Raw genomic sequence first — 12923 nt, forward strand, 5'->3', positions numbered from 1 at the left:
TCGGCCTCAGGCTGGTGCGCTGAACTGGTTGAGCGTCAGTTCACCGTGTAGCTGTAGGGGATCGCCGCGAGCACCGCACCGGTGGTGCCGAGGCTGTTGTTGGCGGTCGGCACGAAGGTCGGGCCGGACACCAGGTAGAGCAGACCCTTGACCGTGCTGCCCTTGGGGCCGGTCGGGGTGACGGTCACCTGCAGCGAGCCGGTGGCGCCGGGGGCGACGGTCACCGGGGCGGCGGCCGTGGCCGTGGCGTTCACCGCGGCGGCGTACGGGTCACCGGTGCTGGAGGTCAGCGCCGGGTCGAACGCCAGGGTGTGCGCGGTGGCGGTGATGGTGGAGGTGCCCTTCGGCGCGCCGGCGGTGCCGAACGGGCCGATCTGCTGGACGAAGGTGCTCCAGGCACCGGGGACGATCGGCTGCTCGGCGCTGCCCTTGGAGGTGGCGACCGAGATGGCGGAGCCGTCCTGGGCCTTCTTGAGGTCACCGAAGAGGTCCGGCGAGGCGGTGGTGGCGCTCAGCTCGATCTGCGCCGGCGTCGAGGACGCCGCCACGGCCTTGAGCTGGTCGGTGCTCGGCGGCACCAGGAAGCTCGGCACCGAGGAGGTCAGGCTCAGCGGCAGGTTGACGCTGGCCGAGGCACCCTGCGGGACGAGCGGCAGGTCGACGCGCTTGTCGAGGCGGCCGTCGGCCGCGATCGACTGGGTGGCGACCGTGTTGTTGGTGTAGTTGACGTTGACGGTGACCGGCTTGCCGGCCGCCAGCTTCGTCTTCGGGTCGTTCGGCAGACCGGCCGCGGTGGCCTGGTTCTGGTTGAACGCGATGCTGCCGGCGAAGTCCTGGGCGAGCTCCTGGCCGCTGACCGGGCCGAGCACGTTCAGGACGAAGCGCCAGTGGCCCTCGGCCGGGTTGATCGTGGTGGCCGAGACGCCGTTGGCGGCGCCGGTCAGGTTGCCCTGGGCGTCGAACAGCGTGTTGCCCTCGATGTCGACCGGGGTGCCGTTCGGGCTGATCAGGGCGCCCTGCATGAACAGGTTCGCGTCCTTGCCGACGGTGACGCCGACCCGCAGGTCCTTCTGGCCCTTCGGGACGTCGAAGCCGTAGGCGAACATCTGCGTCGGCGAGGAGCCGCGGCCGTTGCCACCGGTGATGGTACCGGTGAAGCTGCCCTTGCCGTCCTTGACCGGGACGAGGCTGCGCAGCACGACCGGGACGCTGGTGGTGTTGCCGTTCGAGCTGGAGACGAGGACCGCCTCGCTGCTGTCACCGCTGGTCGCCGGGGTGGTCAGCTGGACCTTGAGGGTCTTGGTCTGACCGGGCTGCAGCTCGGTGGTGTTCGGGCTCACCGCGCCGGCCGGGACCGCGCGCTGGGTGGAGGTGCCGAACTGGACGTCGCCGGTGTAGCCGGCCTTGCCCGCCGGGGTGTACATGATGGCGGTCCACTCGCCGGCCACCGGGTGCGGGACGTCGACCAGGCCGAAGTTGGCCGGGGTGGCGCCGCCCTGCGGACGGGTGTTGGTCTCGAAGCGGCCCGACGGGTCGAGCAGCGTCATGCGGACCACGGGGCCGTTGGTGACCGGGTTCGGGCCGCCGTGCCAGGCGATCGACGCCGCGAGGCGGTCGGCACCGGCCGGAACGGTGAACTTGACCTGCTTCTGCACCCAGTCGGCACCGTTGGTGGCGTACTTGAAGGTGTCGGTCGAGGCCGAGTCCAGCTTGACGACCTGCTGGTTGGTGGCCTGCGGCGCGAAGCTGCGGGTGGTGGCGCTCACCGACTGCGGCTCGTCACTGGTGTTGGTGACGGAGACGTCGGCGGTGTGGGTCGAACCGGGGGCGCCCTGGATGCTCACCTGGCCGGTGTTGACCACGACGGTGCGGGCACCGTCGGTGCCGTCGCCGTCGTCGTAGCCGCGGGCGGCCTCGACGGCGGCCCGGACGTTGAGCAGACCGGCGCCCTGCTCCTCGGCGGGGACGCCGAGGTCGGTGGCGGTGCCGGTGATGAACTTCTTCACCAGCGCCGGGGACGGCGAGTCGCCGCCGTGGGTGTCGCGGTAGGCCTGGATGACCAGGGCCGCGGCACCGGTGACGAACGGGGCGGCCTGGCTGGTGCCGCCGAAGGGCTGGATGTTCGAGCCCTTGCCGTTGAAGTTGGTGCAGTCCGCGTACTTGGTGGTGTCGGCGGTGCACAGCGCCCAGTCCGACTCGCCCGGGGCGACCAGGTCGAGGGTGCGGCCGGCCATGGTGAAGCCGCCCGAGGAGAGCGCGGAGATCCGGCTGTTGTTCCAGGTCTTGTTGGAGAACTTGGAAGCCGCGTAGCCGGTCTGCTGGTAGTTCTGGTTGTCCGTCGACGCGCCGACCGAGATCACGTACGGGTCGGTGGCCGGGGTGCCGATGGTGCCGCTGATACCGGCGTCACCGGTGGAGACCGCGACGGTGACACCGGCCTTGACGGCCTGCTCGTTGAAGAGCGCGATGGTGTCGTGGGCGCCGCTGTCCGGGGTGACGTTGCCGCCGAAGGACTCGTTCAGCACGTCCACGTGGGCGACCCGCACCGCGTAGTCGATGGACTGCAGGATCGACGAGTTGGACATCATCTCGCCGCCGGCCTTGAGGGCGACCAGGTCGGCGTCCGGGGCGAGGCCGCGGATGTTGATGTTGCAGCCGGCCGGCAGCGGGTGCGAGGCGTTGACGAACTGCGAGACGTCGTAGGTCTGACGGCCCTGGGCGATGACCGCCGAGGCGTCGCCGAAGGCCTCGGCGCCACCGCTCGGCGCGTCCCAGCCCTCACCCGAGAAGTCCTGGTGGTCCACCACGGCGTGCGAACCGTCGGCCCGGATGAAGTCCGGGTTGTTCGGGTCGAGCGCGTCGGCGATGTAGGCGACCTTGACGCCCTTGCCGGTGGCCAGGTTCTCCACGCCGGGGTTGCCGTTGCCGCTGTAGGCACGGACCGAGTAGAGGCCCTCGGGCTCCAGCAGCGGCTTGGTCGGGTCGGAGGGGCAGACCGTGTTGGTCGCGTTCTCCTGGGAACCCTGGCCGTTGCTGCCCGAAACGGCCTTCGACGCGTCGCCGGACTTGCCGGAGGCCGTGGCCGCGGTGTCCGCCTTCTTCGCGGTGGTCGAGGCGACGGGGGCCACCTGGACCTGGGTGTCGGCGACCACGGCGGCGACCGCCGGGTCGGACTGGAGCGCCGCGCGCTCGGCCGGGCTGACCGTGGCGGAGAAGGCGTTGCCGACCACGAAGCTCTTGACGTTGGTGCCGCCGTTGGCCTTGACCTTGTCCAGCAGCGGCTTCTGCGCGCTGGCGGTCTTCTGCTCACGTGCGCCGAGGTGACCGTGGTCGGCCGGGGCGTCCGCTATCTGGTCCTTCAGGATCACGATCACCGGTGCCGGCGACCCGTCCGAGGACGCCGCCTGGGCGTTCTGCGGATCCTGGGTCGGGGCCGCGCTCGCGATGGTCCCGAGGCTCAGGACCATGGACGCGGCGGTGACGGTGACGGCGGCTGCTAGCTGGGTCTTGCGCCAGCCGATCAATGGACATCCTTTCGTCTGATGAGACGTCAGGTTGCACGATCCAGCCTACGAATCCTGGTCGGACGCGCGGTGCTCCGGACCGCGCGTCCCGACAGCGGTCGCATTCCAGCGCATCCGGCACGACCACGACAAGGGGTTAAAACCCCATCAGAAAGTAAAAATGACCATCAGAAAGTAAAATACACAGTATAAATCCGGCCGCTGCTGCCCCTTTTTCACCGATCAGAGCCGGTCAGGGACGGTCAAAACAGGCTTCCGCGGCGGCAAAAACGTCAGTGGCGAACTCTGGACACTGGCGGAACATCGCCACCCCGGCCCACCCGCTGCCTCTTTGTCGACACCGCGACTCTTCTTCCCCGTCGACGGCTCTCGAAACAACGCTCGGCACGCAGAACGAACGGCACGCAGAACGCTCGGCATGCAGAACGAACGGGGCGGCCGAGGAGTTCACCCCAGTCGCTCCCGGGCGTCCGCGAGGTCCTCGGCCGTCGGCGCGTCGTCCTGGGTCAGCCGGTGGCGCCAGTAGCCGGTGAAGTCGATGTCCGACTTCGGCACCCCGTGCTCCTCCACCAGGCAGCGGCGCAGCGCCCGCACCGCACCCGCCTCCCCGGCCAGCCAGACGAAGGGCCGCCCGCCCGGCAGCGCGCCGCCCCGGAACGCCGCGGTCAGCAGGGCGCCCGGGGCCGCGCCGTCGCGGTGCAGCCAGCGCACCTCCAGTTCGGCCCGGGTCGCCAGCCGCTGACGCTCCGCCCGGTCCGCGACCTCGATCCAGGCGTGCGCCCGCGCCCCCTCCGGCAGGGCCTCCAGCAGCGTCGCCACGGCCGGCAGGGCGGTCTCGTCGCCGGCCAGCAGCACCCAGTCGGCCGCCGCCGCGACCTGGGCGAACGGGACCGGCGGGGCGTACAGCGCGGAGGGCCCGACCATGCCGAGCCGGTCCCCCGGCGCGGCCCGCAGCGCCCAGGCCGCGGCCGGGCCGGAGTCGCCGTGCAGGACGAAGTCGACCTCGATCCGCCGGGTGCCGGGGTGCCTGCGGCGCAGGGTGAAGCTGCGCATGACCGGGCGGTCGGCCTCGGGGATCGCCAGATAGGCCCGGTACCAGCCCATCGGGTCGTCCTGCCCCGCCGGCAGCTCCGGCTCGCGCTGCCCCGGGCGCGGGAAGCAGAGCTTGAGCTGCTGGTCGGGCGTGCCGCCCACGGTGTCGTCCAGGGCCTCCGCCTCGAAGACGACCCGGGCGGTGCGCGGCGTGATCCGGTCGACCGCTACGACCTCGATGAAGGTGACGGGCAGAGTCATCGGTAACCCCTCGCTGTGCGGACCGCTGTGCGGAATCCTGATAACTTACGGCATAAAGAGTTGCTGGCGCCAGGATACTTTACGCCATAAGGAGATGTCGGGATGACCGTCTACGCCGGGCAGGGAGACGCCCACCGCTCACTCGCCCTGCTGTGGGGGCACCCCGGGGAACCGCGCACCGGGCGCAGCGGCCCGAAACCGGGGCTGAGTGTGGACGCGATCGTGTCCGCCGGAATCGCGGTGGCCGACGCCGAGGGAATGGCCGCCCTGTCGATGCGCGCCGTGGGCGAACGGCTCGGCCGCACCGCGATGGCGCTCTACACCTACGTGCCGGGCAAGGCCGAACTGCTCGACCTGATGCACGACCGGGTGCTCGCCGAGCTCCCCACCGGAACACCGGAGTTCGACGACTGGCGGGCCGACGTCACCGCCTGGGCCGAGGAGTTGTACGCCTGCTACCTGCGCCACCCCTGGGTGCTCCAGGTCTCGCAGGCCCGCCCCGTCCTCGGCCCGGCCGAACTCGCCGCCATGGAAAACCTGTTGGCCGCGCTGCGACCCGCCGGCCTGCCCGTCGGGCGGCTGCGCGGGGCGGTCGCCGCGCTCTGGCAGTTCGTCCGCGGCACGGCCGCCGCCACCGCCGACGCCCGCGGCGCGGCGGCCGCCACCGGCGTCACGGACGAGGAGTGGTGGAGCACCCGCTCCGCCCGGCTCGCCGAACTGGCGCCGGACTTCCCGCAGCGCTTCCCGCTGCTGACCGCCCTCCAGAGCGCCGGCGGCAGCCCGGAGGACACCGGCGCGGACGCCTTCCGCACCGGCCTGGCCGTCCTGCTCGACGGGGTGGCCGCGGGCGTCGGCGCCTGAGCCGAGGGGCCGGGAGGGGAGGCCCGCTACCCCCGCCGGGCGGCGGGGATCGCCAGCAGGGCGCCGAGCACCAGCAGCACGGCGTACCCGGCGGTCTCGTGTCCGTCCGGCACCAGGAAGCGGACGAAGCCGAACAGCCGGAAGCCCCCGAGGTGGTCGGCCAGCAGGCCGGTGCCGCCGCCCAGGATCAGGACGAAACCGAGGTAACCGAGCAGGGTCTTCATGCTCCCGAGCCTAGGAATCCGCCGGCCCGCGCCCAACCGACTTTCGGCGCGACCGGCGTTGACCAAAGTCGCGTCCCGCCCTCCCTCCGGACGGAGCAGCCGACACGGCGGTCCGACGGCGGCGCCGGTACGTTCGCCGTGTGCAGCCGAAGCGTGAGCAGTCAGAGCGTGAGCAGCGGGGACCGCAGCCGAAACCACCGTCCGTCGCCAGGGTCGCGGCCGTCTCCGCCGCCTCCGCCCTGGTGCTCGCCGCCGGCGCCCCGGCGGCCCTCGCCCAGGACGCCGCCTCCGCCGTCGGCGGCGAGCGGCTCGGCCGCCCGGCCGTCCAGGTCGCGCCGCTGGCCGGGGCCCCCGCCCTGCCGGCCGAACTGACCGGCCGCTCCTGGCTGATCGCCGACGCCGGCACCGGCGAGGTGCTCGCCGCGCGCGACGCCCACCTGCCGATGCCCCCGGCCAGCACCCTCAAGATGCTGTTCGCGGACACCGTGCTGCCCAAGCTCGACCGCTCCACGGAGCACCAGGTCACCCCCGCCGAACTCGCCGACCTCGGCGTCGGCAGCAGCCTGGTCGGCGTCAAGGAGAACCTGCCGTACCGGGTGGAGGACCTCTGGCGGGGCGTCTTCCTCAGCTCCGGCAACGACGCCGTGCACGTCCTGGCCCACATGAACGGCGGCGTCCAGCAGACCGTCCGGGAGATGCAGGCCCGCGCCCAGTCCCTCCAGGCCCGGGACACCAAGGTGGTCTCCCCCGACGGCTACGACATGGACGGCCAGGTCTCCTCCGCGTACGACCTCACCCTGTTCGCCCGCGCCGGGCTGCGCAACGCCGACTTCCGGTCCTACTGCGCCACCCGCACCGCCCGCTTCCCCGGCGGACTCGACAAGGCCACCGGCCAGCGCACCGCCTTCGACATCGCCAACACCGACCGGCTGCTCGGCAAGTACCCCGGCCTGATCGGCGTCAAGAACGGCTACACCACCAACGCGGGCGCCACCTTCACCGGAGCCGCCGAACGCGGCGGCCGCACCCTGCTGGTGACCGTGATGCACCCCGAGGCGCAGAGCAAGGTCTACGACGAGGCCGCCGTCCTGCTGGACTGGGGCTTCGCCGCGGCGGGCAAGGTCCAGCCGGTCGGGCAACTCGTCGAGGACCTCGCCGCGCCGAAGGGCAGCACCAAGGACGGCGCCCCGGGCGCGCCCGCCACCCCGGCCGACGGCGCCCCGCAGGCCGCCGCCGACAGCGAGGCCGACCTGCCGCCCTGGTCCCGCACCCCCGTCCTCGGCGGCGACGACTCCGTCCTCGCGCCCGCCCTCTGGACCGGCGCCGCCGTCGCCACCGGTCTCGCCGTCTGGGGCACCGCCCGCGGCTCCGCCCGGCGCCGCGCCGGCCTCGCCGCCGCCCGCTCGGCCCCCGCCGCGGGCGCCGCGCCCACCGGCCCCCGGCCGACCGGCCCCGCGTCGGCCGGCGGCAGCACGGGCCTCGGCACCGGTGTCGGCACCGGCGCCTCCCGGATCGGTGCCACCGGCGTCGGCGGCCGCGTGGCCCGCCGTCTCACCCGACGCGCCCGCGCCCTCCTCCGCGGCACCCGACCCCGCCGGGACGGCTGACCCGGAGGTCGGTCATGGAGCTGTGGCTGCTGAACCACCTCTCCACCGCCTGGCTCGGCGTGCTGGTGGTCGGCGGGTCCGTCCTGCTGGCCCTGGCCGGGAGCGTCCTGGTCAGCCGCTGGTCCCCGACCCTCGCCCGGGGCGGGAACAACGACATGGTCGGCGTGGTGCTCGGCATCTTCGGCGCGATCTACGGCCTCATCCTGGCCTTCGTCATCGTCAACCTGTGGACCGAGCTGCAGGACACCCAGAAGGTGGTCTCCGCCGAAGCCACCGCGGTCTCCCAGATCGCCCGGGACGCCGCCGCCTTCCCGCCCGGGCCCCGGGCGGCCGTCACCGCCTCGGTCGGCGACTACGTGCACGTCGTGGTGGAGCGGCAGTGGCCGCTGATGAGGGCCGGCCGCGGCGAGTTCACGGCCACCGGCACGGAGGTCGACGCGATGTACCGGGCGCTGCTCGCGTTCGAGCCGCAGTCGCCGTCCGAGCAGGCCTTCTACGCGAAGGCGCTCGACAGCCTCAACGACGTGGCCGGCCGGCGCCGGGACCGGATCAACGCGAGCGGCTCCGAACTGCCCGTCCTGCTCCAGGTCCTGATCGTCGGCGGAGCGGTGGCGATCGTCCTGCTGTCCCTGCTGTACGGCGTCCGCGCCCGGCGGGCACGGCTGCTGTTCGTCGGCTCGGTGGCCGCGCTGATCGGTTTCAGCCTGCTGCTCGTCCTGGTGCTGGACCGGCCGTTCGCCGGGGAGCTCTGCATCTCGCCGGAGCCGTTCAGACAGAGCGCCCTCGCCCGCTTCTGGTGACCGGCCACAGCGCTCCCACCTCGTAGACTCTCGGCCATGACCACGCCCGACCCCACCGCCGCGGCCCGGCTCGCCCGGATCGTCAGCCTCTCCTCCGGCAGCTACCTGCTCGTCACCACCTACAAGAAGGACGGCACCCCGGTGCCGACCCCGGTGTGGGTGGTCCGGGACGGGGAGGCGCTCGGCGTCTGGACCGTCGCGGACTCCTGGAAGGTCAAGCGGATCCGCAACCGGGCCGACGTCCTGGTCGGCCCCTGCGACGTCAAGGGCCGCCCGACCGGCGACCAGTACCCGGCCACCGCCGAACTCCTCGCCCCCGAGCGCACCGCCGCCTACCGCACCCTGCTGCGCCAGAAGTACGGGCTGCTCGGCGTGCTCACCCTGCTCGGCAGCCGGCTGCGGCGCGGTGAGCGCGGCACCGTCGGCATCCGGATCACCCTGACGGATCAGGCGGACCGGACGGACTGATGGAACATGACGAGGCCGCGCCGCCGCCCCTGCTGGTGGTGGACGGCGCGAACGTGGTCGGCTCGGTCCCCGACGGCTGGTGGCGCGACCGGCGCGGCGCCGCCGAACGCCTCCGGGACGCCCTGGTCGCCGTGGCCGCCCGGGGCGTGCCGGAGCACCCCGGCCCGCTGGAGGTGGTGCTGGTGGTCGAGGGCGCGGCCCGGGGCGTCACCGGGCTGCCGGAGGTCCGGGTGGTGTCGGCGGCGGGCAGCGGCGACGACCGGATCGTGGAACTGGTCCGCGAGGCCCGCGCCGGGGATCCGGCGCGGGCCTGCCTGGTGGTCACCGCCGACCGCGAACTACGGGCCCGGGTCGGCGCGTTGGGCGCCGCCGTGACGGGCCCGCGGAGCGTCCGGCGCTGAGCCCCCGGCCGGGTCCGACCACGGTCGGTCCGTAGGCGGCCGGTCCGTCGGCGGTCAGTCGGTCGGCGGAGCGGGGCGGACCTGGAGGGCGTTGATGCCCCAGTGGATCGACGGGTCCGAGGTGCGGACGGTGAACTGGAAGTCCCGGCCCGGCCGGGCGGGGATCTCCACCGAGCCGACGCCGACCGCGTCCGCCGGGCACTGCACCGTGAAGTCGGCCGGGGCCTGCCCGCCGACGTGGACCTGTACCGAACCGCCGCCCCGGCAGCCGACGACGACCGTGATCGGCAGCGACTCCGTCACCGAGGCCGTCACGGCGCCGCCGTTGCCGATCCAGTCCGGGATCGAGAACATGGTGTCCTCGTCCGGGGTCGGCGGCAGGATCCGCCCCGTCCCCGGCCCGCCGATCGGGGTGTCCGGCCCGTCGGTCGGCCGCGCCGACGCCGTTCCGGCGAACGCCAGCGCCACCCCCAGGACCCCGGCCGCCACGCCCAGTGCGCGGGCCCGCTTCGTCGTCTCCATCGCCATCCCCCCGGATGCTCGTCGTACCTGCGCCGGTCTTCGGCACACGAATGATCGTACGACGCCGGTACGACAGCGGTGCGACACCCGGTACGACGGCGGCGGGCGGACCGGGCCGGGCGGACCGTGACGAGCGCCACCCGCCCGGCCCGGAAGGTTCGGGAACCGACCGCTCCGGCCGTCCGACTGGTGGGGGGTGAAGCCGAAATCGCCGGGTGTCCGGCCGTCGAGTGTGCTGGTGGGGTTCGCCCTGCTGCTGGTGGTGGTGTTCGTGGTCTCGTACGCGGTGGGGCGGCAGGCGGGGCCGGTGGCCCCGGGGCTGACGCCGAGCCGGGGCGGCGGTTCCTCGCCCGGCATGGGCGGGCACGACATGGGCGGGATGCGGTGAGCCCGGTCGCGGGGGCGGACACCGGGGAGCTGGTGTCCACCGATCTGGCGGTCGGCGGGATGACCTGCGCGGCCTGCGTGGGCCGGGTGGAGAAGCGGCTGGGCCGGATCGACGGGGTGACGGCCGGGGTGAACCTGGCGACCGGCCGGGCCCGGGTGCTGCACCCGGCCGGGGTGTCCGTGGACGAGCTGGTCGCGGCCGTCGAACGGGCCGGGTACACGGCAGAGTTGGCGGCCTCCGGGGTGCTCGGCGGACTGCCGGAGGAGGAGCCGGACGAGCGCCGGCGGCTGCTGGTCACCACCCTGCTGGCCGTCCCCGTGCTGGCCCTGTCGATGGTGCCCGCGCTCCAGTTCGACGCCTGGCAGTGGGTCTGCTTCGCCCTGGCCGTGCCGGTGGTGACCTGGGGGTCGGCCGGCTTCCACCGGCGCGCCCTGCAAGGGCTGCGGCACGCCGCCGCGACCATGGACACCCTGGTCAGCCTGGGCGTGGTGGCCTCCTTCGCCTGGTCCGCCTACGCGCTGTTCCTGGGCGGGGCAGGCGAGTTGGGCATGCGGATGCCGTTCTCGCTGACCGCCGACGGTGGCGGCGCGGCGCACGTGTACCTGGAGGCGGCGGTCGGGGTGCCGCTGTTCGTGCTGGCCGGGCGGCTGCTGGAGGGCCGGGTGCGCCGCCGCAGCGGCTCCGCGCTGCGGGCGCTGGCCGAGCTGGGCGCCAAGCAGGTCTGCGCCCGGGCGCAGGACGGCGAGGAACGCCTGATCCCCGTCGAACTGCTGCTTCCCGGGCAGGAGTTCGTGGTGCGGCCGGGCGAGCGGGTGGCCACCGACGGAGTGGTCGTGGAGGGCGGTTCGGCCCTCGACCTGAGCCTGCTGACCGGGGAGAGCGTGCCGGTGGAGGTCGGCCCCGGGGACGCCGTGGCCGGGGCGACGGTGAACGTCGGCGGTGCGCTGGTGGTACGCGCCACCGCCGTCGGCGCGGACACCCAACTGGCCCGGATCACCGCCCTGGTGGCCGAGGCCCAGGCCGGCAAGGCCCGGGCGCAGCGGCTGGCGGACGCGGTGGCCGGGGTCTTCGTGCCCTGCGTGCTGACGGTCGCGGTGTGCGTCCTGGGCTTCTGGCTGGGCGCGGGCGCCGCCCCGCAGGCGGCCGTCACGGCGGCGGTCGCCGTCCTGGTGGTGGCCTGCCCGTGCGCACTGGGCCTGGCCACCCCGACGGCGCTGCTGGCGGCGACCGGGCGCGGCGCCGAACTGGGCGTGCTGGTGCGCGGACCCGAGGTGCTGGAGAGCCTGCGCCGGGTGGACACCGTGGTGGTGGACAAGACCGGCACGCTGACCACCGGCCGGATGGAACTGGCGGCGGTGACGGTCGCCGAGGGGTGCACCGAGGCGGAGGTGCTGCGGCTGGCGGGCGCGGTCGAGCACCGCTCGGAGCACCCGATCGGACGGGCCGTCGCGGCCGCCGCCCGGGAGCGCTGCGGGACGCTCCCCCCGGTGGACGGCTTCGCCGCCGCCACCGGCCTCGGGGTGTCCGGCACCGTCGAGGGCCGTCCGGTCCGGGCCGTCCGGCCGGACGGCGACGCGCTGCCCCCGGAGCTCGCCGCGGCGGTCACCGCGGCCGGGACGGCGGGCCGCACCGCCGTCCTGGTGGAGCTGGACGGACGGGCCGCGGCCGTACTGGCGGTCGGTGACACGCTGCGCTCCGGCAGTTGGCGGGCCCTCCACCGGCTGCGCGGGATGGGCCTGGAGACCGTGCTGCTGACCGGGGACGGCCCGGGCGCGGCCCGGGCGGTGGCCGCCGAGCTGGGCATCGAGCGGGTGCACGACTCGGCCTCGCCCGAGCGCAAGGCCGAGGTGGTGGCCGAACTGCGGGCCGCCGGACGGACGGTGGCGGTGGTCGGCGACGGCGTCAACGACGCGGTCGCCCTCGCCTCGGCCGACCTCGGCGTGGCGCTGGCCTCCGGCAGCGACGCCGCGATCGGCGCGGCCGGACTGACCCTGGTGCGCGGTGACATCGAGGCGGTGGTGGACGCCGTGCGGCTGGCCCGGCAGACCCTCGCCACGATCCGGGCCAATCTGCTCTGGGCCTTCGGCTACAACCTGGTGCTGATCCCGCTGGCGGCCGTCGGGCTGCTGAACCCGATGCTGGCGGCGGTGGCGATGTCGCTCAGTTCGCTGCTGGTGGTGGGCAACAGCCTGCGGCTGCGCACCTGGGAACCGGGGCGCGGACGGTCGACCGGGGGCCGTACGACCAGCGGCCGGCCGACGGGGGGCCGTACGACCAGCGGCCGGGCGAAGGGTGGCCTGCGGTGAGGACACGGATACCCGGGCCGCTCGACCGGCTCGCCGCGGTCGGCCCGCCGGTCGGCGCTGCGGCACTCGCGCTGGCCCTGCTCACCGGCTGGACGGCGGTCGGCGGAGCCGGCGTCGGCCCCCGCCCGGTGGAGGCCGGCCCCGGCTGGGTGCTGCTGCCCACGGCCGGCGCGGCCACCGCCACCGCGGCCTTCTTCACGATCCGCAACCCGGGCGACGTACCCGACGAACTGACCGGCGCCGACTGGGAGTTCGGTGGACCGATCACCCTCAAGCGGCACCTCCACCAGGGCGCGGCGGGCCGCTGGGAGCCCGTCCCCGGCCTGCCCGTCCCCGGTCGGGGCGAACTGGCCATGACGCCCGAGGACGCCGACCTGATGATCCCCGCCCCGCCCGCGCTGCGGCCCGGCCAGCGGGTGGCCTTCACCCTCACCTTCCGGCACAGCCCGCCGCTGCACCTGACCGCCGAGGTCCGCACGGCGGCCGACCGGCCGCGCTGAGCCCGAAACGGGCCGGCCCGGTGCCGGGG

Annotated in this window: 12 protein-coding genes; 8 read left to right on the plus strand and 4 right to left on the minus strand. The window is 74.3% G+C overall.

Annotated features, from left to right (window positions below):
- Window positions 1-35 precede the first annotated feature (35 nt).
- A complete protein-coding gene (locus tag ACFC1T_RS35355; protein WP_375896014.1) occupies window positions 36-3524 on the minus strand; it encodes a S8 family serine peptidase in 3489 nt (1162 codons plus the stop codon).
- 447 nt (window positions 3525-3971) lie between these two features.
- On the minus strand, window positions 3972-4817 hold the full coding sequence (locus ACFC1T_RS35360; protein ID WP_375896017.1) for a siderophore-interacting protein: 846 nt from the start codon (window positions 4815-4817) through the stop codon (window positions 3972-3974).
- 102 nt (window positions 4818-4919) lie between these two features.
- Between ACFC1T_RS35360 and ACFC1T_RS35365 the strand changes: the two genes are divergently transcribed.
- On the plus strand, window positions 4920-5678 hold the full coding sequence (locus ACFC1T_RS35365; protein WP_375896020.1) for a TetR/AcrR family transcriptional regulator: 759 nt from the start codon (window positions 4920-4922) through the stop codon (window positions 5676-5678).
- 26 nt (window positions 5679-5704) lie between these two features.
- On the opposite strand, the gene ACFC1T_RS35370 is transcribed toward ACFC1T_RS35365, so the two are convergent.
- Complete coding sequence (locus ACFC1T_RS35370) at window positions 5705-5902, minus strand: hypothetical protein (protein WP_360230485.1); 198 nt, start codon at window positions 5900-5902, stop codon at window positions 5705-5707.
- A gap of 140 nt (window positions 5903-6042) precedes the next feature.
- On the opposite strand from ACFC1T_RS35370, the gene ACFC1T_RS35375 reads away from it, so the two are divergent.
- The 4 genes from ACFC1T_RS35375 to ACFC1T_RS35390 are packed head-to-tail and all read left to right on the plus strand — an operon-like array spanning window position 6043 to window position 9178.
- On the plus strand, window positions 6043-7509 hold the full coding sequence (locus ACFC1T_RS35375) for a D-alanyl-D-alanine carboxypeptidase family protein (protein WP_375896023.1): 1467 nt from the start codon (window positions 6043-6045) through the stop codon (window positions 7507-7509).
- 14 nt (window positions 7510-7523) lie between these two features.
- Window positions 7524-8309: a DUF4239 domain-containing protein gene (locus ACFC1T_RS35380; RefSeq protein WP_375896026.1), complete on the plus strand. Its 786-nt coding sequence runs from the start codon at window positions 7524-7526 to the stop codon at window positions 8307-8309.
- Between the two features lie 36 nt (window positions 8310-8345).
- A complete protein-coding gene (locus ACFC1T_RS35385) occupies window positions 8346-8777 on the plus strand; it encodes a PPOX class F420-dependent oxidoreductase (protein WP_375896029.1) in 432 nt (143 codons plus the stop codon).
- Window positions 8777-9178 (plus strand): NTP pyrophosphohydrolase, encoded by a 402-nt coding sequence (locus tag ACFC1T_RS35390; protein ID WP_375896032.1) that lies wholly within the window; start codon window positions 8777-8779, stop codon window positions 9176-9178. The genes ACFC1T_RS35385 and ACFC1T_RS35390 overlap by 1 nt, the downstream gene beginning before the upstream one ends.
- Window positions 9179-9232: 54 nt before the next feature.
- On the opposite strand, the gene ACFC1T_RS35395 is transcribed toward ACFC1T_RS35390, so the two are convergent.
- Window positions 9233-9700, minus strand: coding sequence for a hypothetical protein (locus ACFC1T_RS35395; RefSeq protein WP_375896034.1), 468 nt, complete (start codon window positions 9698-9700; stop codon window positions 9233-9235).
- 238 nt (window positions 9701-9938) lie between these two features.
- Between ACFC1T_RS35395 and ACFC1T_RS35400 the strand changes: the two genes are divergently transcribed.
- Genes ACFC1T_RS35400 through ACFC1T_RS35410 form a run of 3 tightly spaced genes read left to right on the plus strand, consistent with a single transcriptional unit; the run spans window position 9939 to window position 12894 of the window.
- On the plus strand, window positions 9939-10088 hold the full coding sequence (locus tag ACFC1T_RS35400; protein ID WP_375896037.1) for a hypothetical protein: 150 nt from the start codon (window positions 9939-9941) through the stop codon (window positions 10086-10088).
- A 59-nt stretch (window positions 10089-10147) separates the two neighbouring features.
- Window positions 10148-12394, plus strand: a complete 2247-nt coding sequence (locus ACFC1T_RS35405; protein ID WP_375896044.1) for a heavy metal translocating P-type ATPase — start codon at window positions 10148-10150, stop codon at window positions 12392-12394.
- Entirely contained in the window at window positions 12391-12894 is a 504-nt protein-coding gene (locus ACFC1T_RS35410) for a copper chaperone PCu(A)C (protein WP_375896040.1), read from the plus strand. Before ACFC1T_RS35405 ends, ACFC1T_RS35410 begins: the two co-directional genes overlap by 4 nt.
- Window positions 12895-12923: the final 29 nt, after the last annotated feature.

Source organism: Kitasatospora sp. NPDC056076 (assembly GCF_042266305.1).
Taxonomy (GTDB): Bacteria; Actinomycetota; Actinomycetes; order Streptomycetales; family Streptomycetaceae; genus Kitasatospora.

Excerpts from the sequence above, each read along its gene's own strand:
- ACFC1T_RS35360 (WP_375896017.1), bottom strand. The coding sequence starts at position 4,817 with ATGACTCTGCCCGTCACCTTCATCGAGGTCGTAGCGGTCGACCGGATC.
- ACFC1T_RS35405 (WP_375896044.1), top strand. The coding sequence starts at position 10,148 with ATGACCTGCGCGGCCTGCGTGGGCCGGGTGGAGAAGCGGCTGGGCCGG.
- ACFC1T_RS35395 (WP_375896034.1), bottom strand. The coding sequence starts at position 9,700 with ATGGAGACGACGAAGCGGGCCCGCGCACTGGGCGTGGCGGCCGGGGTC.
- ACFC1T_RS35390 (WP_375896032.1), top strand. The coding sequence starts at position 8,777 with ATGGAACATGACGAGGCCGCGCCGCCGCCCCTGCTGGTGGTGGACGGC.
- ACFC1T_RS35365 (WP_375896020.1), top strand. The coding sequence starts at position 4,920 with ATGACCGTCTACGCCGGGCAGGGAGACGCCCACCGCTCACTCGCCCTG.
- ACFC1T_RS35385 (WP_375896029.1), top strand. The coding sequence starts at position 8,346 with ATGACCACGCCCGACCCCACCGCCGCGGCCCGGCTCGCCCGGATCGTC.
- ACFC1T_RS35370 (WP_360230485.1), bottom strand. The coding sequence starts at position 5,902 with ATGAAGACCCTGCTCGGTTACCTCGGTTTCGTCCTGATCCTGGGCGGC.
- ACFC1T_RS35380 (WP_375896026.1), top strand. The coding sequence starts at position 7,524 with ATGGAGCTGTGGCTGCTGAACCACCTCTCCACCGCCTGGCTCGGCGTG.